This window comes from Microbacterium sp. NPDC058269 (genome assembly GCF_042881445.1).
Classification (GTDB): domain Bacteria; phylum Actinomycetota; class Actinomycetes; order Actinomycetales; family Microbacteriaceae; genus Microbacterium.
Genome location: NZ_JBHVXT010000001.1, coordinates 1,016,553 through 1,040,054, shown reverse-complemented (window position 1 = coordinate 1,040,054; position 23,502 = coordinate 1,016,553). Strand labels below are relative to the sequence as shown.

Here is a 23,502-nt window from a genome sequence, read left to right as displayed (position 1 = left end):
AGGAAGAACTCCTCATGACGAACACCAAAGCCCCTTCCGCCGCACCCTCGCTGGGACTCCTCGTCCTGCGCGTGGTCGTCGGTGCGATCTTCGCCGCACACGGCGCGCAGAAGATCTTCGAGTTCACGCTCCCCGGAACGATCGGCAGCTTCGCGGGCATGGGGGTCCCCCTCCCGGAGATCGCCGGGCCCGTCGTCGCCTTCGTCGAGCTCATCGGCGGCATCCTCCTGATGCTGGGCCTGTTCACCCGTCCGGTCGGAATCCTGCTGGCGATCGACATGATCGTCGCACTCATCGCCGTGCACCTTCCCGCCGGCCTCTGGGTCGGTGAGGGCGGCTACGAGTTCGTCGCCGTCCTCGGCGCGGCAGCTCTCGCACTCGCGCTCACGGGCGCGGGGCGGTTCTCCCTCGACGGGGCGTTCCTGCGAGGACGTGCACCGGCCTGGTTGAGCTGAAGAACCTCAGCAGCACGACGGATGCCGTGGCCCGAGGGGTCGCGGCATCCGTCGTCTGTGCGGGTATCACGAGGGCGGGGTGTTGCGAAACAGAAACCCGCATTCCGCGCCGTTGCGGCCTCTGCGCACCCGTCCGCTTTCGATTTCGACGACCAACATATGTGAAAACACAGAAATAGAAAGACTTTCCCCGAGGTGCCCCGGATTCCTGGCGAATAATACGCAAATAAACCTAAACTGAGCGCATCCGGCATCTCGCCGAGGACTTTTACAGCGAAGTAAGGGGATTGCAGATGAAGCTCAAGAGGAGCCTCGCGGGAGTGGCCACGGTCATCACCGCACTCGGAGTCACCGCCTGCGCCGGAGGCGCAGCGCCGGACGCGTCGGGGAACGCCTCCAGCGACACCATCACGTTCCGCTCGTGGAGCCCGATCGAGCAGACGACCCGCCAGATGATCGAGGCCTTCCAGGCCGAGAACGAGGGATCGAAGATCGATGCGACGATCTTCAACTACCCGGAGTATCTCGTCGACCTGCAGAGCCGCGCCAGCTCGAACACGATGCCCGACGTGCTCGGCCTGCAGCCCGGAGCGCTCACCCAGCAGTACCGCGAGAATCTGATGCCGCTGCAGGACTGCGCCGCCGAGACCTGGGGCGACGACTGGCAGAGCAAGTTCTACCCGATCGGTATCGAGCAGGCGCGGATGGGCAACCCCGAGGGTGATGACAACTTCTACTCGCTCCCGATCCTCACCCAGACCGTCAACCTGTGGGCCAACTCCGAGATCTTCGATGAGGCGGGCCTGAGTGTGCCGAAGACCTGGGACGAGCTCGTCCAGACCACGAAGGACCTCAGCGGCGGTGACGCCGCCCCGTTCCTGCTGCCGGCCAAGGACTCGTGGCTGCGCAACGTCGTGTTCCTGCAGATCGCCAACAACGTCTCGCCCGGGACCGTCTACGAGGCCGAGGCGGGCACCGTGCCGTGGACCGACCCCGCCATCGTGAAGGCGTTCGACTACTGGAGCAAGCTGTTCTCCGACGGCATCGCCCAGGACGGCGCGATCGGCCTCGACGCGTACCCGTCGGCGGTGAACCAGTTCGAGGCCGGAAACGCCGCCATGATCCCGCTCGGCGCCTGGTGGATCCAGCAGTCCGACCCGACGAAGTCCGACATCCCGCCGCTCTCTGAGGGCATGTCCGGCTACGAGCCGTTCCTGTTCCCGACCATTCCCGGTGGGGCCGCGGAGTCGCAGTTCGTCGGAGGTATCGACGTGAGCCTCGGCATCTCGAAGAACACGGCCAACCCCGAGCTCGCCTGCAAGGTGCTCACCGACTTCATCGCCGGCTCCGCCGCGCAGAAGCTCGTCAACACCATGAACGACGTGCCCGCCGTCACCGGCCTCGCACCGGAGAAGTTCACGAGCGAGAAGCAGGAGCAGATCTGGAACCTGTTCGTCGACGAGTGGCTCCCGCAGGTGAAGTACTCGCGCTACTTCGAGTCGCCCAAGCTCGACCAGGCCGTGGCCGATGCGCTCGCCGCCATCGCGACCGGCGATGCCACTCCGCAGGAAGCGGCGGAGTCCGTACAGGCCGTCCAGGACACGCTGTAACAGCGGAATTCGTGCAGGGCCCGGGACCTCTTCCCCGGGCCCTGCCTGAGAGGAACGCGCATGAAGATCCTGACGAGAGAGCGGCTGGTCGGCCTGGCCTTCCTGGCACCGACACTCATCCTGTTCGCGGTGTTCGTGGTCTACCCGATCGTGTACAACGTCCAGGCGAGCACGCTCGACTGGGACGGTGTCAACGTCGGCACGGCCGTCGGGATCGGCAACTACCTGGAGCTGTTCCAGGACCCGACGTTCCTCATCACCCTGCGCAACTCGGCCTTCTGGATCGTGCTGACGATCGTCCCGCAGGGCGTGATCGGGTTCCTCCTCGCCGTCGCCCTCAATCAGGGGCTCCGCGGCAGCACGATCTACCGGGCAATCTTCTTCATCCCCGCGATCCTCTCGCCGGTCGTGGTCGGCATCGTCTGGCAGCGGATCCTCGACCCGTTCAACGGCGTGCTCACCGCCATCGGCAAGGCCACGGGGCTCACGTTCCTCGGCGGCAACTACCTGGCCGACCCGCAGACGGCCATCTTCGCGGTGATCTTCGTGAACGTGTGGATGTGGACCGGGTTCTCGATGCTGTTCTACCTCGCAGGTCTCCAGCTGATCGATCCCAGCCTCGTGGAGGCGGCGCGCATCGACGGCGCCAGCGGCTTCCAGACCATGGTGCGCATCACGTTCCCGCTGCTGAAGACGACGACCCTGTCGCTCGTGCTCCTGGGCATCATCGGATCGCTCAAGACCTTCGAGCTCGTCTACGTGCTCACGCAGGGCGGCCCCAACCACGCATCCGAGATGCTCCCCACGTTCGCCTTCCTCGAAGCCTTCCAGCTGCAGAACGTCGGATACGCCTCGGCCATCAGCGTCGTCCTGCTCGTGGTCGCCGTCGTGAGCTCGCTCTCGATGGTGCGGGTGTTCGGCGCCGGATTCATCACAGGAGACGAGAAATGACCGCGACGAGCGAGACCCGCACCCTGATCGTCCCGAAGGACACGGCCGGTCGCCATCGCCATGGAGCCCCCGGACGGCGCGTCGGCTGGCTGCACTTCGTGCTCGTGCCGCTCGCCGTGCTCTGGCTCGTGCCCATCATCATGGTCGTCGGGCTCTCGATGATGCCGCCGAACAATCCCAGCACGCAGTTCTTCGGACTGTTCCCCGCAGAGTTCAGCATCAAGAACTACCTCACGATCTGGGACCAGAACCCGATCCTGCTGCACCTGCTCAACAGCCTCCTCATCACGGTGCCGTCGGTGCTGCTCGTCTGCCTGCTCGGATCGATGACCGCCTTCGCCCTCGCCCGACTGCGGGTGCCGCTCAAGGCCCTGATCTTCGGGGTGCTGATCCTCGCGCTCATCCTGCCGATGTCGAGCATCGTGGTCGCGACGTTCCGCATCCTGCAGTCGATGCAGCTGTACAACAACCTCCTCGGGCTCGTGCTCGTGTACAGCGCCCTCGGGCTGCCGTTCGCGGTGATCATCATCCGCACCTCGTACCTGGCGATCCCGCTCGAGACCTATGAAGCGGCGCGACTCGACGGCGCGAACTCCTGGCAGATCTTCTGGCGCATCTACCTGCCGTTGGGAAAGCCCGCTCTCGCCGTGGTCGCGGTGTGGCAGACGATGATGAGCTGGAACGACTTCCTGCTGCCGCTCGTCACGCTCGGCGACAACGAGCTCAAGCCGCTCACGCTCGTCCCTCTCGCCTATCGCGGCATGTACCTGTCGCAGCCGGGTGCGTTGTTCGCGATCCTGGTGCTGATCTCCATCCCGGTCGTGCTGCTGTTCGTCTTCATCCAGAAGTACCTGGTGAACGGCCTGTCGGGGGCGATCAAATGAGCGTCATCGGCCTCGACCTCGGGACCAGCGGTGTGCGGGCGGTCGCCTTCGCCGCGGACGGGCGGATGGTCGGGGGAGCGTCGGCACCCCTCACCCTGCGGCGCGACGGGCGCGGCCGCGTCGAGCTCGATGCCGAGGAGATCATCGCCGCCGCCGAGAAGGTGGTGCGCGCGGCGGCGGCCGACGCCGCACAGCTCGGCGACGCGGTGCAGGCCATCGGCTTCAGCGTGCTCGGCGAGGCCGTCGTTCCCGTCGACGAGTCCGGGCTCCCCCTCGCCCCGGTGGCGGTGAGCATGGACACCCGCGGCATCGAGCCCGCGGTCGCGCTCGGTGCGCGGCTCGGTGACGGCCGCTTCACGGCCGTCACCGGGCAGCCGCTGCACGGCATGTTCTCGATCTTCAAGATCATGGCCGGCGATGAAGTCTGGGCCGAGGCTGCAGGCTACCGCTGCGTCGGAGACCTGGTCGCCGAGCGGTGGAGCGGCGTCGCAGCCATCGATCTCGGTCAGGCCGCACGCACCGGCATCCTCGATGTCGATCGCGGCGAATGGAGCGAAGAGATCCTCGACGCGGCTGGCGTCTCCGCGCCCTGGCTGCGGGCCGAACGTCTCCCCATGCCCGTTCCCTCCGGCTCGGTGATCGGCGGCATCCACGAACGTGCGGCGGCCGTGCTCGGTCTCGCGCCCGGAACACCCCTGGTCGCCGGCACGCATGACCAGGCGGCCGCCTTCCTCGGCGCCGGTGGGGAGGCGGGGGTCCGCTCCGTGATCGCACTCGGCTCGAGCGACTGTCTCACGGTCGCCACCCGCCGGCGCCCGCGAGGTCTCGGCGCGACAGGCTTCGCCAGCTACCGCCTCGACGACGAGACCTGGATCACGCTCGCCGGCACCGCCGCCGGAGGGTGGGCGCTCGAATGGCTGGCCGGGCTCCTGGGCCGCGACGTCGGCGATGTCTTCGGCACACTCGCCGTAGGTCCGCCCGCCCTCATCGTGCTGCCGTACCTCGCCGGCTCCGGCACGCTCGACAACGACCCCTCCGCGCGCGGAACGATCCACGGACTCACCCTCGACACCACGGTGCCGGAACTGGCGCGAGCGGTCGTGGAGGCTGCCGGTTTCGAGTTCCACAAGATCATCACGGCGCTGGATGCCCACGGCGTCCCGGTCGATGACCTGCAGGTCACGGGAGCGGGGTCGGAGAATGCCGCGGCGCTCGCCGCTCGGGCCGCAGCTGCCGGAGTGCGGATGACGCCCGTCGCCCGTGATGCCTCCGCCCGCGGAGCGGCGATGCTCGCACTCGGGGGGATCGGCGGCGATCCGCGCGGTCTCCTCGTCGCCCCCGCTCCTGAGGCGTCGGCCGATCCCGACGCCGCGTCGGCCGAGTGGTACGACGCCCAGCGCGCCGCCTATGTCGCCCTCTACGACGTGACGCGAGGCATCGCCCCGCACCTGAACACACCCCGGAACCAGCCACATCAGAACCAGCCACATCAGAACCAGCCACATCAGAAGGAGAACACGATATGACCGAGACGACGCTCCAGCTCGACTTCGACATCGATGCCGCGCGCCAGGAGATCCTCGACTACTGCCTGCGCTCGATGGAGTACGGCCTCAACTTCAACACGCAGGGCAACATCAGCATCCGCGTGCCCGGCGTCGAGGACCGCTTCCTCATCACGCCGACCGACCTCGAGTACGACAAGATGAGCGCCGACGACATCGTGCTCGTCAACGGCGACAGCGAGGTGATCGACGGACGCCTCGGACCCTCCAGCGAGGTCACCGTGCACATGGCCGTGTACCGGCGTCGCCCCGACGTGAATGCGATCGTGCACTCCGAGCCGGTGTTCTCGAACGTCTGGGGTGTCGTGGGCTCCCCGATCCTGGGAACGCTGGTGAACATGGTGATCTACACCAAGGGCGACGTGCCGATCATGCCGTTCGAGCTCAGCAACAACACCGAGTTCGGCGAGCACATGTGCGATGCGATGGGCGACCTCAACGCGGTCGTGTGGGCGAACCACGGCCTGCTCACGGTCGGACCCAACCTGCGCGACGCGTTCAAGACGAGTGTGGCGGTGGAATCCGCGGCCAAGGTGCAGGCCTACGCGGGCGCGCTCACCGACACCCCGATCGTGCTCGACTACGACACTCTCGGCATCACCGAGTCGCTCTGAGGATCGGGGATGACACTGCAGACGCTGCGCACCGCGCTCGCCGCCGCCGAAGAGGGTGGCTACGCCGTCGGCGCCTTCAACGTGTCGAGCATCGACCAGGCGATCGCGGTGCTCGATGCCGCCGAGGCGGAGCGTTCGCCCGTGATCGTGCAGGCGATAGCCGGGATGTCGGCCTACGACGACGAATCGCGCTGGTGGCACCGTCTGCGCGGCCTGGTCGCCGAGTACGAAGGCGTCCCCGCGGTGCTGCATCTGGATCACGGGCGCACCTATGACGACTGCGTGCGGGCGATCGAGCACGGCTTCACGAGCGTGATGATCGACGCGAGCAGGGCGAGCGGCACAGATGAGCCCGCCTCCTTCGCCGACAACGTGGCTCTCACGCGTCGGGTCGTCGAGGCGGCCGCACCCTCCGGCGTGAGCGTCGAGGGCGAGCTCGGCACCATCGGCGGGGCGGAGGCCGGGATCGCCGGGGTGCTCGAGGAGATCGTGTTCGCCGACCCCGATCAGGCCGTCGAGTTCGTGGAGCAGACCGGAGTGGATGCGCTCGCGGTGGCGGTGGGCACGAGCCACGGTTCTGTGAAGTTCACCGACGAGGCCGGAGGCCAGCGGCTGCGGCTCGGCCTCATCGCGGAGATCAAGGGACGGCTGCCGGAAACGTTCCTCGTGCTGCACGGCTCGTCATCGGTGCCGGCCGAAGCGGTGGCCGCGATCAACGCGCACGGAGGAGAGGTGCGCCCCTCCTACGGGATCTCTCCCGCACAGAAGTCTGAGGGCATCGCCGCCGGCATCCGCAAGATCAATCAGGGGACCGACTCGCATCTCGCGTGGAGCGCGGCGCTACGCACATTCCTGCAAGACAACCCCGCGGTGGTCGAGCCCAGCGAACAGCTGCGGCCCGCGATGGCCGGGTTCCGCGCGATGGTCACGCAGCGCATGCGCGAGTTCGGGTCCTCGGGTCGCGCCTGAGGTTTCCGGCCTCGTAGGTCACGCCCCGCAGGTCACGCCCCGCCGATCCAACGCTGCCGATCCAACGCTGCCGATCCAGCGCTGCCGGTCAGGCGAGCTCGATCGTCAGCCCGGCCTCTCGAAGCGCCTCCAGCTCGGCCGGGGGCGCTTCGATGCCGGTGATCAGCATGTCGACGCGTGCGAGCGGAGCCACCTGGATCACCTGACTCTTGCCGATCTTCGAGCTGTCGGCGACCACGATGGCTCGAGCTGCTGAGTCGAGGTATCGGCGCTTCATGGTCACCTCGGGGAGGCTGGAGTTCGTGAATCCACGCTCGGAGACCCCATTGCAGCCGATGAAGCAGATGTCGCTGTGCACGGAGCCGATGAACATGTCGCCCATCGGGTCGATGAGCGAGCGCTGCTTGTAGTTCACGGTGCCGCCGGTGACGACGACCGTGATGTGGTGCGGCTCCGCGACCCCGAGTTCGAGCGCGATCGTGAGGGAGTTCGTGAACACCACGACGCCGCGCAGATCCTCGCGGGCGCGCAGGGCGCGCGCGATCGCGAGAGTCGTCGTCCCCGCGTCGAGCAGGATCGCCATCTCGCTCTCGACCAGCGCGGCCGCGGCATTCCCGATGCGTCGCTTCTCGGTCACGGCGCGGGTGAGCGCACGCTCGTAGTCGGGGGAGTGGGCGGTGGACTTGATGCCCGAGATCGCCCCGCCGTGCACCCGCTGGATCACGTTCTCCTCGGCGAGGAGGTCGAGATCGCTGCGCACGGTGACCTCGGAGACGCTGAGCGTGCGGCTCAGCTCCTGCACGCGGGCGAAGCCCTGGCGTTCGATGATCGACACGATCTGCTCGCGCCGCACCGTTGCGGGGACCGTCTGCGACCACTCTGGCATCCCCTCAGCGTACTCGGGGCGCCGGAGCGGTCGGCGGTTGCTCCCTCGAGAGCTCTCCACGAAGCTGGCATCGATTTCAGCGAGGCGCGGATCCTTCGTCTCCGCGCGATACTGTTGCACCACCCGGCCGAGGTCGGCGGGGAGCAGGACTGGGTCGGGAGGAGGGGAGGGCATGGCAACGATCTACGACGTCGCCGAGCTCGCGGGGGTCTCGCCCGCGACGGTCTCGCGCGTCTTCAACGGCACGAGTGTGTCGGACGAGAAGGTGGCGGCCGTCCGTGCGGCTGCGGCGACGCTGGACTTCACCCCGAACCGTGCCGCCCGCTCGCTGCGTCGGCAGAGCTCCGAGGTCATCGCCCTCGTGATCCCCGACATCGAGAACCCGTACTTCACCGAGATGGCGCGCGGGGTCGAAGACGTCGCCTCCGAAGCCGGCTACTCCGTCGTGCTCTGCAACTCCGATGCGCAGGTGGAGAAGGAGGCGACGTACCTCCGGATCGCGATCGCCGAGAACATGTCCGGCGTGATCATCGCGACCGCCGACGAGCATTCCGACCTCGACGGCATCCTCGCCACCGGACGCCCCGTGGTGGCCGTCGACCGCAGCACGACCTACGACGTCGACGGTGTCGTGATGGCCAACCGTGCGGCCGGCGACTCGGCGACCCGGAGCCTGATCGGTGCCGGCCACCGTCGCATCGCCTACATCGGCGGCCCCGAGCACATCGACACCGCCGCAGAACGCGCCGCGGGCTGGCGTTCCGCGCTCGCCGCGGCATACCCCGACCTCGCCCTCGACGGGCTCGAGCGCTTCGCGACGTTCCGTGTCGACGGCGGGCGCGCCGCGATGGAGGAACTGCTCGCTCTCCCGGAACCGCCGGATGCGGTGGTGGCCGGCAACAACCTGATCGGGGTCGGAGCCATCCAGGTGCTGACGGAGCACGGCCTCACTCCGCCGGATGTCGGTGTCGCCGTGATCGGCTCGCTGCCGTTCACGACGCTCTCGCCGACCGCCGTGACCGTCGTGCGACTGCCGGCGCGACACATGGGCGTGACCGCGGCGCGGATGCTGCTCGAGCGGATCACGGGCGACACGCAGCCGGCGCGCACGGTGGTGCTGCGCAACGAACTCCAGCCCGCGAGGGCGATGCGGGGCTGATCGGAGGGCTGATCGGGCGGGCGGTTCCCGGCGCCTCTTCGGGCACGGGGCGTCGGGCGCGGGGCGTCGGGCGCGGGTCTCGGGCGGGGGTGTCGGGCGGGGTTACTGTGAGCGCCAGAACCGCGTCGCGAGATTCGCCACCTCTTTGTCGAGGCTGTCGACCTTGTGCTCGAGGGCATCGATCCGGCCGGTGAGCCGGCCCTCGAGACTCTCCAGCCGCCCGCTCAGATCGCCGCGCAGGCCACCGATCTCGCCGCGCAGCTCGCCGCGCAGACCGCCGATCTCGGCGCGGATCACCCGGCTGAACTGCATCGTCATGAGGGTCATTCCGCCGAGCATCATGGTCGTGAAGACGCCGATCAGCGTCCATACCTGCGGGTCGTCCAAGCGCATGCCTCCAGTCTGATTCGGGGTGCCCAGAATGTCACGGTATTCCGGTGCTGTTCGCCCAGGGTGCCGCGCTTCGTGGGCAGATCTTCTCTGGTGAAAGTGGTGCAGGAAGACTCGCGTCTTGCGTCATGAAATCGATTTCGCGTACAGTGGCGATCAAGCCGCGGACTCCGTCGTTCGGGCATGAGGAGGACTCCATGCGCTGCACCCTCGGGGTGGACATCGGCACGTCCAGCAGCAAGGGCGTGCTGGTCGGTGCCGACGGCGGCATCCTGGCATCGGCGACCAGGGCGCACGACGTCGATCGTCCCCACACGGGCTGGGTCGAGATGGACGCCACGATCTGGTGGGACGAGTTCGTGGCGATCGCTTGCGAGGTGCTCGCCGGAGTGCCGGACGCCGAGGTCGTCGGCGTCGGCGTCAGCGGCATGGGCCCCTGCATCCTTCTCGCCGACGAACGCGACGAACCGGTGCGCCCCGCGATCCTGTACGGCGTCGACACCCGCTCGACTGCACAGATCGAGCGCCTCACCCGGGAACTCGGCGTCGACGAGATCACACGCGTCGGCGGATCGACCCTCACCTCGCAGGCTGGCGGGCCGAAGATCGTCTGGATCGCCGACGAGGAGCCCGGGGCGCGAGAGCGGGCACGACGGCTGTACATGCCGGCGTCGTGGCTCGTGCGCCGGCTCACGGGTGCGTACGTTCTCGACCACCAGTCCGCCAGCCAGGTGTCTCCGCTCTACGACATCGACGGCGAGTGCTGGCACGACCCGTGGTGGGCGCGGTATGCGGACGCGATCGATCAGCCCGCGCTCCAGTGGGCGGGCGAGATCGCCGGAGAGGTCACCGTCGAGGCCGCAGCGCTCACCGGCATCCCCGCCGGCACCCCCGTGATCACGGGCACGATCGATGCCTGGACCGAAGCCGTCAGTGTCGGTGCGCACGAGGTCGGCGACCTCATGCTGATGTACGGGACCACGATGTTCATGGTCTTCACCAACGGCTCGGAGACGCTGCGGACGCCGTCGATGTGGACGACGGCCGGTGCCTTCGCGGGCACCCGGAACCTTGCCGGCGGCCTGTCGACCTCGGGAGCGCTGACCGCCTGGCTCAAGGGTCTCACCGGCGCCGACTATCCCGAACTGCTCGCCGATGCCGCGGCCTCGGGTGCCGGAGCCCACGGCCTCCTCGTCCTGCCGTACTTCGCGGGCGAGCGCACGCCGATCCAGGACCCGGACGCTCGAGGAGTCATCGCGGGACTCACCCTCGAGCACACGCGAGGTGACCTCTATCGGGCGGCACTGGAGGCGACCGCGCTCGGTGTGCGGCACAACGTCGAGACCATGCGTGCAGCGGGTGCCGACATCCGCCGCATCGTCGCGGTCGGCGGCGGAACGCAGGGGCGGCTATGGCTGCAGATCGTCTCCGACGTGACCGGCCTCGTGCAGGAGGTGCCCGCCACCACGATCGGCGCAAGTTACGGTGCGGCCTTCCTCGCCGCGACCGCGACCGCCGCCCCCGACGAGGTGCCTGCGATCACCGACTGGAACCCCATCTCGGAGCGCATCAGCCCGGATGAGGGGGTGCGACCGCTCTACGACGCACTCTTCGACCGCTACGTGCGGCTGTACGAGGAGACGAGATCGGTCGTCCACGAACTCGCCGCCGTGCAGCGCGGCGCCACCATGACCACCCCAACCCCGGAGGCATCATGACCACCTACACCCTGCCGACGACGGCATCCCGCCCGGCGACCGCACCGAAGACCGCGTACATCATCACATCGGGTGACCTGCGCGAGTCGGCGAACGTCGCCGGCTGGCCGACGCAGGTCGAGCTGGAGAGCGGTGTCACCGGAGTGCTGAACGCGCTCGGGTGGGAGGTCATCCGTCCCTTCGGCGTGGACCCCGAGACCGGGCACGGCTTCATCTCCAGTCAGCGCATGGGCCTCGAGGTGTTCAAGAGCATCCCCGTCGATGCGCCGCTGGTCGTCGCGATCGCCAACTGGCAGTACTCCCACCACGTGCTCGCCGGCCTCCGTTCGCACGAGGGGCCGATCCTCACCGTCGCGAACTTCGCGGGCGACTGGCCCGGGCTCGTCGGGCTCCTCGGCCTGAACGCGGGGCTCACCAAGATGGACAAGCCCTACGCCACCACCTGGTCGGTCGACTTCACCGACGAGTGGTTCACCGACGGCATCAAGGAGTGGACCGAGACCGGCGCCATCACCCACGACGCCTCGCACGTGCGGGCGCTGCCAGAGCTGCCGGACAGCCCCGAGAAGCAACTGGGCGAGGCGCTCGCCGCAGAGCTGCTCGCCGAGAAAGCCATCATCGGCGTCTTCGACGAGGGCTGCATGGGCATGTACAACGCGATCTTCGACGACGAGCTGCTCAACCAGACGGGCATCTACAAGGAGCGCCTGTCGCAGTCGGCCCTGTACGCCGAGATGCTCGAAGTCACCGACGGCGAAGCGGATGCGGCCTACGACTGGCTGATCGACGCGGGCATGACCTTCCGGTACGGCGAGGATGCCGTCACCGAGCTCACGCGTGAGCAGGTGCAGTGGCAGCTGAAGATGTACATCGCCGCTCTCCGCATCGCCGACGACTTCGGGCTCGACGCCGTCGGAATCCAGTACCAGCAGGGGCTGAAGGACCTGGTGCCGGCATCCGACCTGGCCGAGGGCATCCTGAACTCCACCGAACGCCCGCCGGTCACCTCGCGCGACGGCTCTCGCGTCCTGCACGAGGGCCGGGCCTTCCCGCACTTCAACGAAGCCGACGAGGGCGTCGCGGTCGACGCGCTCGTCACCGACCGGGTGTGGCGCGCGATGGGTCTCGTGCCCGACAACACCCTGCACGACGTGCGCTGGGGCGAGGACTACGAGGGGCGGTTCGTCTGGGTCTATGAGATCTCCGGCTCGGTGCCCGCCTCGCACCTGGGCGGATGGGAGCACGCCGAGGGATGGCGGCAGGGTCACGTGTTCTTCCCCGCGGGTGGCGCGACGATCAACGGCGTCTCGAAACCCGGCGAGATCGTGCTCTCGCGCGTCTTCATCGCCGAGGGCATCCTGCAGGCCGACATCTTCCGTGCCTCGGTGGTCGAGCTGCCCGCCGAGGAGACGCAACGCCGCAAGGACGCCACCAACCCGGAGTGGCCGATCGCCCACGTGGTGCTGCACGGCATCTCGCGCGACCAGTTCATGGCCCGTCACAAGGCCAACCACGCGCAGCTGGTCTACGCCCCGGACGCCGAGACGGCCGACAAGGCCCTGATCGCGAAGGCCGCGATGTTCGCCGGAATGGGCATCACGGTCAACCTGGTGGGAGACGTCACGGTCTGAGCGGAGGCGTTGGGCGTCGGCACCGGGTGACTTCGGCAGGAGCTACTGCGATCGCCAGAAACGCGTCGCGAGATTGGTCAGCTCAGTGTCGAGGTCGTCGACCTTCGATTCGATGCGCCCGAGTCGCCCGTCGATGCCGTCGATGCGAGCCGAGAGGATGCCTTCGACGCGGTCGATGCGAGCGGATAGCGAGCCCTCGACGCGATCGACCTCGACGCGGATGATGCGGCTCAGTTGCGTCGTCATGAGCATCATGCCGCCGAGCATGACGGCGGCGAACACGCCGATCAGCGTCCATACCTGCGGGTCGTTCAATCGCATGCCTCCAGTGTGAGTCGGAGCGGTCAGGTTGTCACGGTATTCCGGTCTCGTTGCGCCGGCGCCCACTCATTCGGGGGCAGGTCGCCAGCCGCGGCCCCGGTGCAGGAGAAGAGAACCATCCGCTTCATCGACTTCTTCACCTGCATCCACTTAAGCGATATAGTCGGCCGCAGGTCGCATCGACGCGGCCGGATCTCGATATCGATGATGAAGGAGACGATCTGCAATGGCTCAGTCACACGTCAGGATTCACCGGTTCCGAAAGGGCCTCGCGGCGCTTGCGGGATTCGCGGTCGCAGCGGTCGGTGCCGCTGCGGCCTCGCCCGCCGTCGCCGAGAGTTCGGCGGTCGACCCACAGGTGGTGGCATACGTCGAGGTGAACTCGAACGATTTAGCGAATGTCGCCGACTACACTCTGGCTGATTCAGGGAAACCGGCCGTCGACCTGGCAATCATCTTCGCCGCCAACATCAACTACGACGGCGAGAAGGCGTACCTGCACTTCAACGATCGCGTCACCGCCACCCTCGACGACGCGGAGAATCAGATCCGTCCCGTGCAGGAACGTGGCACCAAGGTGCTTCTCTCGGTGCTCGGCAACCACCAGGGGGCGGGATTCGCGAACTTCTCCTCCTACGAAGACGCGGATGCCTTCGCCGCACAGCTCGCCGACGCCGTGACGACCTACGGGCTCGACGGCATCGACTTCGATGACGAGTACGTGCAGTACGGCGCCAACGGCACGCCGCAGCCCAACGCGCAGTCGTTCGGATGGCTGGCGACGGCACTCCGCGACCGCCTCGGGCCCGACAAGATCATCAGCCTGTACGCGATCGGCGAGACGTACACCGTGACCGACTTCAGCAAGTTCGACGTCGCCGGTGTGATCGACTACGCCTGGAACCCGTACTACCCGACGTACAACGCACCGACGATTCCGGGCTTCGGCGACAAGAGCCGACTCGGAGCCGCGGCGATCGACCTCGCGAACGTGAGCGCGGCGACGGCTACCGACTTCGCCCAGCGCACAGTGGCTGACGGCTACGGCGTGTACGTGGCGTACAACCTCACCGGCACGGATCAGTCCGACCTGCTCTCCGGCATCACGCAGGAGCTCAAGGGCGAGGCGACGGAGTACCGGCCCGCGCCGTGATCTGGCGAACCACCTGATCAGTCTTCCGGGGCTGATCAGTCCAGATCGAACACCTCGACCTGACGGATCGTGACCTCGACCTCCGCACGCACGCGGATCGCCGGGGTCACGATCCGCGTGGTCAGGGTGAAGGGTGTCGTGCGGTCGGGAAACAGCTCTTCCTGATGCGTCGTCGCCACGGGCACCCAGTTCTCGTCCAGGTGCAGAACCTCCCAGCGCAGGGCCGACGAGGTCGACGCACCTGTCGTGGTCGCGCTCAGGTCGCTGATGCCGCGCGGCTCGGGGAACCGCCACCCCACCCATTCCCCTGGGCGGAGGGCGACGCCGAGGTGGCCCGCCGGCGCGCCGTCGTCGAAGGCCCGCTCGGGGTGCGCGACGCCGACCGCGCAGATCACCTCACCCCCGGTCGAGGTCAGGTCTGCGCGCCAGGGCTCGGTCGCATCGCGCGCTGAGGTGTCGTGGGTCTCGCTCGTGAGGGGCGCACCCGTCTCGAGCGAGGAAGCCGGATCGACACCGAACACCAGCTCGAGCACGGCGTCGCCGGCCAGGGCATCGATCGGCAGGTCAGCCGAGGGTAGGAGCACCCCGTCGAGTCGTGCCTCTTGCAGCACATGAGCCGATGGCACTGTTCGCCGGGAACGGATGCACAGCGTCGAGCCGTCGCCGCGGTCCACGCGGACGTCGTCGAAGAGCGGCGAACCGATCCGCAGTCGTCCCGAGGCGAGTTCCAGCGGGTACAGTCCGAGCGCCGCCCACAGCCACCATGCGCTCATCTCGCCGTTGTCCTCGTCGCCGGGGAATCCCTGGCCGATGTGGGCTCCGACGAACAGCCGTCCGGCGAGGTCGTGCACGATCCCCGCCGTCTGCCACGGGTGATCGCTGAATGCGTACATGAAGGGGATGTGGTGCGCGGGCTGGTTCGAGATCGCGCACATCCCGGAACGGAGCGCCCTCGCCTCGCGCTGTTCATGGATGACGGTGCCGTACGCGCCGCCGAACCGCTCGTCGGCGGTCTCCGGTTCCGCGAACAGGGCGTCGAGGTGTCGTCCGAGGCCGACGGGGCCCCCGAAGAGGTCGGCGAGCCCCGCACCGTCGTGTACCGCGCCGACCGACATGCCCCAGGCGTTCGTCTCGACGTTGTCTCCGCCCCAGGACCGCGGGTCGAATCCGGGAGCGAGCGACCCGCTGTCGTCTCTTCCTCGGAAGAACCCCGTGCCGTCGTCGAACAGCATGCGATACGACCGCGCGCGATTCGCGAAGTACCGGGCGAAGGCTCGATAGCGCGCGGATTCTGATTCCGAATCGGCGGCCAGCTGCGCGGCGAAGCGAGCGAGGGCGGCATCGCTCACCGCGTTCTCGATGCTCCAGCTCATGCCCTCCGGCACGTCCGAGGAGATGTACCCGGTGAACCGGCCGCGCACGATGCCCTTGCGACCGCGGCGTGCATCCGGCCCCGGCTCGCAGGCGTTGCGCCATCCGCTCTCGAATGCGGCGACGCGGTCGAACTCCACGCCCCACCGCGCGGCATCGGCGAAGATCTGGTCGCTCGAGGTGCCGACCATGCTGTCGACGTAGCCCGGGGCGCTCCATCTCGCCATCCAGCCTCCGCGCCGATACTGCTCGAGCTGGCCGTCGAGCAGTCTTCCGGTGAGTGCGGGGTCGAGCAGTGCAAGGGCCGGCCACTCGGTGCGATACGTGTCCCAGTAGCCGTTGTTCACCACGAGCTCCCCGTCGACGACCGGCGCCGCCCCGCTCTCGTCGTACGACTTCCGCGCGGCGAACACGTCCGCGAATCGCCAGGTGGGCGCGTCCGCCGTCCCGATGTTCTCGGCGGCGGTGTTGGGGTACAGGTGCATGCGGTGCAGTGCGGCCGCGATCCGGGATCGATGCTCCTCGTCGGCGAGCGCGCGATAGGGGAGGTCCAGGTCGGGAAGCGGAGGGATCGTCACCCGTGACAGCAGTCGGTTCCAGGCGGCGGCGGCGCCGTCGCGCAGCTCCTCGTAGGCGATCGACGGGGGTGCTTCTGTCTGCAGTGCGTGTCGGGCCTGCTCCACCGACAGGAAGGAGATGCCGACCCGCACCTCGAGCGATCCGCGTCCGGCGACGTAGCCGGCGACGTCGCCGCGTCCGTCGTCATCGAGCGGTCCCTGCTCGAGCCCCCGGTCGGTGGGGTGCTGCGCGGTGCCGGTGGGGTGCTGCGTGGTGCCGGAGGGGTGCTGCGCGGTGCCGGAGGGGTGCTGCGCGGTGCCGGCGAAGAAGCAGCGCGGCGCATTGCCCCACTCCTCGGGCCCTTCCGGAATCCATCCCTCGAATGCCCCGGCGTCGGTCCAGACGAGACTCCCCTCGTCGGTGAGCTGGTCGATGACGAAGCCGACCACGGCGTCGGGGTCGCGGCTGTGCACACGGAACACCGCAGCGTGCGACGTCGCGGTCATCTCGACCTGCAGGCCGTCGCCGAGCGCGGCCGCGTACTCGTGCGGACGTGCCCGTTCGGAGCCGGGCGTGATCCAGCGTCGCCGTCCTGCGCGGCGTGAGGTGGGCGTGCCCGCGAACGGAATCAGCTGCAACACGGAGCGATCGCCGATCCACGGGCTCGGCTGGTGGGAGAACTGCAGCGCTTCGAGCCGTCGCCCCTGGGGGTCGTCGTGCACGAACGGTCGGTACGGCCAGCGGGCGTCCTCCGCATCGGTCGCCGGCGTGACGAAGGTGAATCCGTGCGGCACGGCCACCGCGGGGATGGTGTTTCCGCGAGAGAACCGCGGCCCCGAATGCGAGCCGCGTCGGGTGTCGACCCGTTCGACGGGAGGGAGACCGCGGGCGGGGGTGTGCTCTTCGACCACGACCTGCACGAATCCGGTGCACCGCTCGGGAAGGGATACGGCGTCGGGAAGGGGCGCGGAGCCGAGCACGAGCTCCACCACCCCGCTGCGGTGCGCGACGGGGGCGAGGGAGACGGTGTCGGCGTTCCATTGCTCGGGCATGCTCCAGCGGGCCTCGAACTGCTCCTGCGCGGTGAGCGGGAAGTCGTAGCGGTCGCGCACGGCCGACGTCTCGCTCAGTCGCGTACCGTCGGCGAAGCGCACATCGACCGCCACGGCGAGGGCCGCATGCGGAGGAAGGGTCGCGCCGGGACCGTCGGCATAGAACGCCCAGTGCAGCACGGTGTCAGGGGAGATCTCGAGGTCGGAGAGCCCCGGCACGTCCACCCGCTGCTCGCCGACGGAGGGATCGAACGCGAAGGCGTACACCGGGCCGGGCAGCACGCCCGATCGCGGACGGGACGACGGAGGATCTGCCGGTCCGTCCGCCGGCGTGAGATGCACGGCGCTCACCCCTTGATCGCGCCCTCCTGCACGCCCTTGAAGAAGAAACGCTGCGTGAACGAGAACATGATGACGATCGGCACGAGAGCGATCATGGTGCCGGCCGCGATCAGGCGCGGGTCGACCGAGAAGCTGCTGTTCAGGTACGCCATTCCGACCGTCAGGGTGTACTTCGACGGGTCGGACAGCACGATCAGCGGCCACAGGTAGTCGTCCCAGGCGCCGATGAACGCGAAGATCGCGACCACCGAGACCATGCCGCGGATGTTCGGCCACACGATGTGGCGGATGCGCTGCCAGGTCGTCGCGCCGTCGACGGTCGCGGCATCCAGCACGTCCTTCGGGATCATGCGGCACGCGGTGGCGATCAGGAGTACGTTCATGGCGCTGATCGCGCCGGGGAGGAAGACGCCCCAGAGGGTATCGGCCAGCCCCAGGGCGCGGATCGTCAGGAAGTTGCTCGTCACCGTCACCTCGCCGGGGAAGAGAAGCGTGGAGAGCAGGATCGCCATCACGATCCACTTGCCGCGGAACCTCATGCACCCCAGGGCGTAGCCCGCGAACGTGGCCAGGACCACGTTGCTGACGACCGTGCCGACCGAGACGAGCAGGGAGTGCCACGCGTAGAGGTACACCGGGACGATGTCGGCGACCCTGCTGTAGTTCTGCAGCGTCGGCTCGCGCGGGATGAGCTCGGGCGGGAAGGAGTAGATGTTCTCCTGAGCTCCCTTGAACGACGTCGACAGCTGCCAGATGAAGGGGCCGATGACGATCACGAGGACGAAGAGGAGGAGGGCGTATCGGCCGATCAGCCCGCCGAGGGTCGGCTTGCTGAAGTCGCCGGAACCGCGGCGCCGGAACATGCGCTCCCGGGGCGGAGAGGAAAGCTCCTCGGAGGGGCGGACGTCTTCCGTCGCGCGGGGCGGCGTGAGCGTGCTCATGCGGAGACCTTCGCCTTCTTCTCGCGATTCATGACGGCGATCGCGACGAGCGGGATGAGGGTGAGCAGGAACAGCGCCACGCTGATGGCGGAGGCGTATCCGATGTTCCCGTTGAGGCCCGACCCCACCTGGCGGATGAGCATCACGAGCGACATGTCGTACCCGCCGGGGCCACCCGTGCTCTTGGAGAGCACGTCGAGCTCGGCGAACACCCTCATGGCGGATACGGCGATGAGCACCGAGATGAGGAGCATCGCACCGCGCACCGAGGGGATCGTCACGGACAGGAAGCGGCGGAAGGAGCCGGCGCCGTCGAGCATCGCGGCCTCGTGCAGCTCCTTGCCGACGTTCCCGAGCGCCGCGAGATACACGACCATGTAGTAGCCCAGGCCCTTCCAGACCGTGAGCAGGATGGCACAGCCGAGCAGCAGCCAGCGGTCGACGAGGAACGCCATCGGCTTGTCGATCAGCCCCAGGAACTCGAGCGTCTGGTTGATGATGCCGCGGCTGTCGAACAGCCAGGTCCAGATGAGGGCGACCACGACGACTGAGGCGATCACGGGGAAGTAGAACGTGGTGCGGAAGAACGAGATGCCCGGGAGCTTCTTCTGCACGAGCAGCGCCAGCAGGAGCGGGAGGATCGTGAGCAGCGGCACGCACACGACGACGTAGATGAGGCACGTCGTCAGGGCGTTCCAGAACATCTCGTCGCCGAACATCCGCTCGTAGTTCGCGCCGCCCACGAACTCGGGCGTCCGCAGCGGCTTGGCGTCGGTGAAGCTGAGGAAGACCGTGTTCAGGAACGGCCAGAGCGCGAACACCAGCACCCAGGCGACGGCGGGCCCGAGGAGCAGCCAGGGCGTGAACCACCTGTGGGATCTCATCGTCTTCCTGCCGGCCGTGATGCCGGTGTTCGCGCGCATGGCTTACTGGTCCACGCGGTTGGCGTTGGCGTACTCGACGATCTTGTCGAGCTGGGCCTTCGCATCCGCCTCGCCGTTGACCGCGAGGGCGATCTGCTGGGTCATGTAGGTCGCCATGTCGGAGGTCCACTGGAAGGGCAGCGCCTTGGCGTCCTTCATCGCTCCGAAGACCGTATCGATCGCCGACAGCTGCTTCTCGTCGGTGACCGTGGAGGCGATGTTGTCGACGACCTCGTCGCCGCCCTCGGCTGTGCCCGGCGCGGTGCCGACGGCGAGGGACGAGAAGGCCACCTGGTTCTCCTGGTTCGTCGCGAACTCCGCGAACGCGAGCGCGGCCTCCTTGTTGTCGGAGTCGGCCGAGACGTTGAGGCCCTGCACATACAGCGGCGCGATACCGAGGCGCGACGTCGCCACCGTGTTCTCGAGCAGTGCGGGTGCGTCCTTCTGCAGGTCGGTCGTGAAACCGGTGCCGCCGGTGGTGAAGGCGACCTTCTCCTGGATGTACGCCTCCGCGTTCCCGCCGTAGTCGCCGGTCAGGGCTTCTGCGGGCATCGCACCTGCGGCGTACGCGTCGGCGTACTTCTCGATGATCGCGGCGGCCTCGTCGGTGTTGAAGTCGAACTCGCCCTTGTCGTTGATGACCTCCATGCCGGCAGCCGTGAACGTGTCGAGGGCCGGGATGGAGGAGAGGAGCTGCACCTTGCCGCCGGACTCCGTCGCCACGTCCTTCGCGAGCGTCAGAAGCTCATCGACCGTGGTCGGGAGGTTCTCCTGGGTGACGCCGAAGGGCGCGAGCTGGGCGAGGTTCCACCAGGACGCGTCGCTGGAGAGGTACCAGGGCAGGCCGTAGGTGCCTTCCATGCCCGGGTACTGGCTGTACGCCTCCCAGGCGCCCGTGTTGTAGGCGGACTTCAGGTCGGGGTCGGCGGTCTCCAGGTCGACCAGCTTGCCCGCGGCGACCAGCGGGTACGCGATGTCGGGCGGCAGGTTCAGCACGTCGGGGAGGGTGTCGGCGTTCGCCTGGCTCAGGATCTTCTCCTGGTAGCCGTCTCCCGGCTGGTCGAGCCACTCGACCGTGACGTCGGGGTGCTCCTTCTCGAACGCGTCGATGAGGTCTTCGAAGTACGGGGTGAACTTCTCGTTCTTGAGGGACCACGTCTGGAACTGGATCGTGCCGCTCAGCTCGCCCGAGGTGTCGATGGGGCCCGAGGCTCCGGAGGATCCGCCGCCTCCCGTGCAACTCGTCAGCGCCAGAACGCCGATGGTGAATGCTGCCAGAGCGACAATGCGTGTGGGAACTTTCATCGTGCTTCTTCCTCGAGGCGGGCGAATCCGCGCGGTGTCCGGATCAGAGGACTACAACGCTTTAGCAGATGAAACCATCCGATTCCCTCCCTGTCAAGGTGCCCGAGCACGGAAGCACTGCGCGAAAGCACAGACGGGTGCATCGTCTGTTGCTCAAGCGTTATAGTGGTGCGAAATCCGCCCTCGTCGGAGGGCACGTCCGAAAGGTCTGACACATGACGCAGCGCGGCGCCCTCGATGCTCCTCTGAGGTTCGGGGCGAACTACACGCCGTCGAAGAACTGGATGCATTCCTGGCTCGACTTCACCCCCGACGACGTGCGCCGAGACTTCGCGGCTCTCGCGGAGCTCGGACTCGATCACGTCAGGGTCTTCCCGCTGTGGACCGTGCTGCAGCCGAACCGCACGCTCATCCGCGAGAAGGCGATCGACGATGTCCGCGCCGTCGTCGACATCGCCGGTGAGTTCGGCATGGACGCGGGCATCGACGTGGTCCAGGGCCACCTCTCGAGCTTCGACTTCGTGCCCTCGTGGCTGTACACCTGGCACGACAAGAACATGTTCACCGACCCCCGGGCTCTCGCGGGTCAGGTCGCACTCGTCGACCGGCTCGGTCGGGCGTTGAGCGAGGCGCCGAACTTCCTCGGCCTGACGCTCGGCAACGAGACGAACCAGTTCTCCGCGCACACGCATCCCTCGCCGTGGCCCGTCACGCAGGACGAGGCCGGTGGATGGATCTCGACGCTGCTGGCTGCGGCGGAGGCGGCGGCCCCTGGGCTCCCGCACGTCCACAGCGAGTACGACGCGGTCTGGTACATGGACGGGCACGGCTTCACGCCGGCCCATGCCTCGAGGCTGGGGGCCATGACCACGATCCACTCCTGGATCTTCAACGGCACCGCGCAGCGCTACGGGGGACGCTCCGTCGCCTCCGACCGTCATGCCGAGTACCTGATCGAGCTCTCCCGCGCCTTCGCCACAGACCCCGACCGGGTGGTGTGGCTGCAGGAGGTGGGCGCACCCTCGAACTGCCTCACCGCGGAGGAGATGCCCGGTTTCCTGGAGGCGACCGTGCGATCCGTCGCGCGTACCGAGAACCTCTGGGGCATCACCTGGTGGTGCTCGCACGACGTGAGCCGCGACCTCGGCGACTTTCCCGAGCTGGAGTACACCCTCGGCCTGATCGGTCAGGACGGTGCGGCCAAGCCCATCGGACGGCGTCTCGCCGAGCTCATCCCGGAGCTTCGGCAGCGGGTCGCGCCGCCGGCGAGGGACACCGCCATCGTGGTGGACGTCGACGAACGAGAGGTTCCCGTGAGCCGTGCGGCACTGAGCCCGGGCGGTGCGGTGTTCCAGGCGTGGGTGGACGCGTGTGCCGCCGGACTCGACCCCACCCTCCTCACGTCGCGCGACGCGCTCGACCCTGTCGCGCTCGACGCGCGAGGCATCCGTCGTCTCATCCGTCCTGACGTGTCGGCCGATGTGGTCGACCCCTACGGATCGGTCAACACCGTCGTCTCGAGCTGACCGACGGCGCGGCGGCGACGGCACGCCTGTTCAGGCCGTGCGCGCCGGCGGAGCCGTGCTCTCGCGTGCGGTGAGCACGGGCGTCGGGCCCTCGACGCTCGGCAGGTTCGCCCCGGCCTCGATCTGCTGCAGGAGGAGAGTGGCGGCACGTTCCCCGAGCTCGAACGTGTCGCGCGTCATCGCCGTGATCGACGGATTGATGAGACCGGCGATGACCGAGTCGTCGAAGGAGGCGAGGGAGACGTCGCGGGGGACGCCGCGGCCCATCTCCTGGGCGACGCGGAGACCCGCGACGGCCATCACGTCGTTGTCGTAGACGATCGCCGTCGGATGCTGTCGGCCCGAGAGCAGAGCCCGTGTGACGGCGGAGGCGCGCGCGGGCGAGAAGTCCGTCGTGATGACCTCGCCCTCGAGGCCGTCGGCGGTCATGCGCTCGAGCACCTCGGCGCGCAGCCGGGTGTGCTCGAGCTCGGCGGGGCCGGCGACATAGGCGATGCGGGCGTGGCCGAGCGCTGCGAGGTAGGAGAAGAGAGTGTCCGCGACCGTGTCGTCGCCGATCCAGACGCTCGGCACCGAGCCTTCGGGGGAGGGCTCCGACCCGATCATCACGGCCCGCGCATCGAGGGCTTCGATGCGCGCGACGCGGGGATCGTCGTCGCGGGGGTCGATGAAGATGAAGCCGTCGACCTGGTTGGAGGAGCGCCACTGCCGGTGCACCTCCATCTCCTCCGCCACATCGGCGACCAGCCGCAGCTGCAGGCTCACCTTGCTCTCCGACAGCCGGGACTCGATGCCCGCGATGAGATCGGTGAAGAAGGCCTCGGCGCCGAGGGAACGGGCGGGGCGGGCGAGCGCGAAGCCGACCGTGTTGGCGCGGGCGCCGACCAGCGCGCGCGCCGCAGAGCTCGGCTGCCAGCCGTTCTCCTCGACGATCGAGAGGATGCGCTGTCTGGTCTCGTCGCTCACCCCGGGGCGGCCGTTCAGCGCGAACGACACAGCACCGGGGGAGACCCCTGCCATGCGTGCGATATCGGCGATCGTCACGCGTTTCGCCGGGCTCATAGTCCCTCACCCTACTTGATCGGTTTAGCCTCGGGAAAGACATGACGACGTGCCCTAGACTCTTCCACTAGATCGCTTTAGTACAACAGATAGCATCAGTCACAGCGCATCACCTG

General features: G+C 68.1%; 20 protein-coding genes. 12 read left to right on the top strand and 8 right to left on the bottom strand.

Going from position 1 to position 23,502, the window contains the following annotated elements:
- Window positions 1-14: 14 nt before the first annotated feature.
- The 7 genes from ACFVWL_RS05155 to ACFVWL_RS05125 all read left to right on the top strand — a co-directional run bounded on the left by ACFVWL_RS05155 (window position 15) and on the right by ACFVWL_RS05125 (window position 7,048).
- Window positions 15-455, top strand: a complete 441-nt coding sequence (locus tag ACFVWL_RS05155) for a DoxX family protein (RefSeq protein WP_387179377.1) — start codon at window positions 15-17, stop codon at window positions 453-455.
- A 293-nt stretch (window positions 456-748) separates the two neighbouring features.
- Window positions 749-2,065, top strand: coding sequence for an ABC transporter substrate-binding protein (locus ACFVWL_RS05150; RefSeq protein WP_387179375.1), 1,317 nt, complete (start codon window positions 749-751; stop codon window positions 2,063-2,065).
- Between the two features lie 60 nt (window positions 2,066-2,125).
- The gene (locus tag ACFVWL_RS05145) at window positions 2,126-3,016 is read left to right on the top strand and encodes a carbohydrate ABC transporter permease (RefSeq protein WP_387179372.1); all 891 of its coding nucleotides are present in this window, start codon (window positions 2,126-2,128) and stop codon (window positions 3,014-3,016) included.
- A complete protein-coding gene (locus ACFVWL_RS05140) occupies window positions 3,013-3,900 on the top strand; it encodes a carbohydrate ABC transporter permease (protein WP_387179370.1) in 888 nt (295 codons plus the stop codon). The genes ACFVWL_RS05145 and ACFVWL_RS05140 overlap by 4 nt, the downstream gene beginning before the upstream one ends.
- A complete protein-coding gene (locus ACFVWL_RS05135; RefSeq protein ID WP_387179368.1) occupies window positions 3,897-5,426 on the top strand; it encodes an L-fuculokinase in 1,530 nt (509 codons plus the stop codon). The genes ACFVWL_RS05140 and ACFVWL_RS05135 overlap by 4 nt, the downstream gene beginning before the upstream one ends.
- Window positions 5,423-6,079, top strand: a complete 657-nt coding sequence (locus ACFVWL_RS05130) for a class II aldolase/adducin family protein (protein ID WP_387179365.1) — start codon at window positions 5,423-5,425, stop codon at window positions 6,077-6,079. The genes ACFVWL_RS05135 and ACFVWL_RS05130 overlap by 4 nt, the downstream gene beginning before the upstream one ends.
- A gap of 9 nt (window positions 6,080-6,088) precedes the next feature.
- A complete protein-coding gene (locus tag ACFVWL_RS05125; RefSeq protein WP_387179362.1) occupies window positions 6,089-7,048 on the top strand; it encodes a ketose-bisphosphate aldolase in 960 nt (319 codons plus the stop codon).
- 88 nt (window positions 7,049-7,136) lie between these two features.
- On the opposite strand, the gene ACFVWL_RS05120 is transcribed toward ACFVWL_RS05125, so the two are convergent.
- Window positions 7,137-7,934, bottom strand: coding sequence for a DeoR/GlpR family DNA-binding transcription regulator (locus ACFVWL_RS05120; RefSeq protein WP_105525934.1), 798 nt, complete (start codon window positions 7,932-7,934; stop codon window positions 7,137-7,139).
- Window positions 7,935-8,106: 172 nt separating this feature from the next.
- Between ACFVWL_RS05120 and ACFVWL_RS05115 the strand changes: the two genes are divergently transcribed.
- Complete coding sequence (locus ACFVWL_RS05115) at window positions 8,107-9,093, top strand: LacI family DNA-binding transcriptional regulator (RefSeq protein ID WP_387179357.1); 987 nt, start codon at window positions 8,107-8,109, stop codon at window positions 9,091-9,093.
- Window positions 9,094-9,195: 102 nt separating this feature from the next.
- Here ACFVWL_RS05115 and ACFVWL_RS05110 read toward each other — a convergent pair whose 3' ends face one another.
- The gene (locus tag ACFVWL_RS05110; protein ID WP_017829636.1) at window positions 9,196-9,486 is read right to left on the bottom strand and encodes a hypothetical protein; all 291 of its coding nucleotides are present in this window, start codon (window positions 9,484-9,486) and stop codon (window positions 9,196-9,198) included.
- Window positions 9,487-9,680: 194 nt separating this feature from the next.
- Between ACFVWL_RS05110 and ACFVWL_RS05105 the strand changes: the two genes are divergently transcribed.
- Both ACFVWL_RS05105 and ACFVWL_RS05100 read left to right on the top strand, forming a co-directional pair.
- Window positions 9,681-11,201: an FGGY-family carbohydrate kinase gene (locus ACFVWL_RS05105; RefSeq protein ID WP_387179354.1), complete on the top strand. Its 1,521-nt coding sequence runs from the start codon at window positions 9,681-9,683 to the stop codon at window positions 11,199-11,201.
- Window positions 11,198-12,832 (top strand): fucose isomerase, encoded by a 1,635-nt coding sequence (locus ACFVWL_RS05100; RefSeq protein WP_387179352.1) that lies wholly within the window; start codon window positions 11,198-11,200, stop codon window positions 12,830-12,832. Before ACFVWL_RS05105 ends, ACFVWL_RS05100 begins: the two co-directional genes overlap by 4 nt.
- Before the next feature lie 42 nt (window positions 12,833-12,874).
- On the opposite strand, the gene ACFVWL_RS05095 is transcribed toward ACFVWL_RS05100, so the two are convergent.
- Window positions 12,875-13,153 (bottom strand): hypothetical protein, encoded by a 279-nt coding sequence (locus ACFVWL_RS05095; protein ID WP_387179349.1) that lies wholly within the window; start codon window positions 13,151-13,153, stop codon window positions 12,875-12,877.
- A gap of 226 nt (window positions 13,154-13,379) precedes the next feature.
- Between ACFVWL_RS05095 and ACFVWL_RS05090 the strand changes: the two genes are divergently transcribed.
- Window positions 13,380-14,306 carry an endo-beta-N-acetylglucosaminidase H gene (locus ACFVWL_RS05090; protein ID WP_387179346.1) on the top strand — a complete coding sequence of 309 codons (927 nt, stop codon included), beginning with the start codon at window positions 13,380-13,382 and terminating at the stop codon, window positions 14,304-14,306.
- A gap of 35 nt (window positions 14,307-14,341) precedes the next feature.
- On the opposite strand, the gene ACFVWL_RS05085 is transcribed toward ACFVWL_RS05090, so the two are convergent.
- Genes ACFVWL_RS05085 through ACFVWL_RS05070 form a run of 4 tightly spaced genes read right to left on the bottom strand, consistent with a single transcriptional unit; the run spans window position 14,342 to window position 20,798 of the window.
- Window positions 14,342-17,638, bottom strand: a complete 3,297-nt coding sequence (locus ACFVWL_RS05085) for a GH92 family glycosyl hydrolase (RefSeq protein ID WP_387179343.1) — start codon at window positions 17,636-17,638, stop codon at window positions 14,342-14,344.
- A complete protein-coding gene (locus ACFVWL_RS05080) occupies window positions 17,635-18,570 on the bottom strand; it encodes a carbohydrate ABC transporter permease (protein WP_387179340.1) in 936 nt (311 codons plus the stop codon). The genes ACFVWL_RS05085 and ACFVWL_RS05080 overlap by 4 nt, the downstream gene beginning before the upstream one ends.
- Entirely contained in the window at window positions 18,567-19,454 is an 888-nt protein-coding gene (locus ACFVWL_RS05075) for a carbohydrate ABC transporter permease (protein ID WP_387179337.1), read from the bottom strand. The genes ACFVWL_RS05080 and ACFVWL_RS05075 overlap by 4 nt, the downstream gene beginning before the upstream one ends.
- 42 nt (window positions 19,455-19,496) lie before the next feature.
- Entirely contained in the window at window positions 19,497-20,798 is a 1,302-nt protein-coding gene (locus ACFVWL_RS05070; RefSeq protein WP_387179334.1) for an ABC transporter substrate-binding protein, read from the bottom strand.
- A 215-nt stretch (window positions 20,799-21,013) separates the two neighbouring features.
- Here ACFVWL_RS05070 and ACFVWL_RS05065 point away from each other — a divergent pair, with 215 nt between their 5' ends.
- Window positions 21,014-22,324, top strand: a complete 1,311-nt coding sequence (locus ACFVWL_RS05065; protein ID WP_387179331.1) for a glycosyl hydrolase — start codon at window positions 21,014-21,016, stop codon at window positions 22,322-22,324.
- Window positions 22,325-22,354: 30 nt separating this feature from the next.
- Here the strand turns inward: ACFVWL_RS05065 and ACFVWL_RS05060 are convergent, their stop codons facing one another.
- Window positions 22,355-23,386 carry a LacI family DNA-binding transcriptional regulator gene (locus ACFVWL_RS05060; protein ID WP_387179329.1) on the bottom strand — a complete coding sequence of 344 codons (1,032 nt, stop codon included), beginning with the start codon at window positions 23,384-23,386 and terminating at the stop codon, window positions 22,355-22,357.
- Window positions 23,387-23,502: the final 116 nt, after the last annotated feature.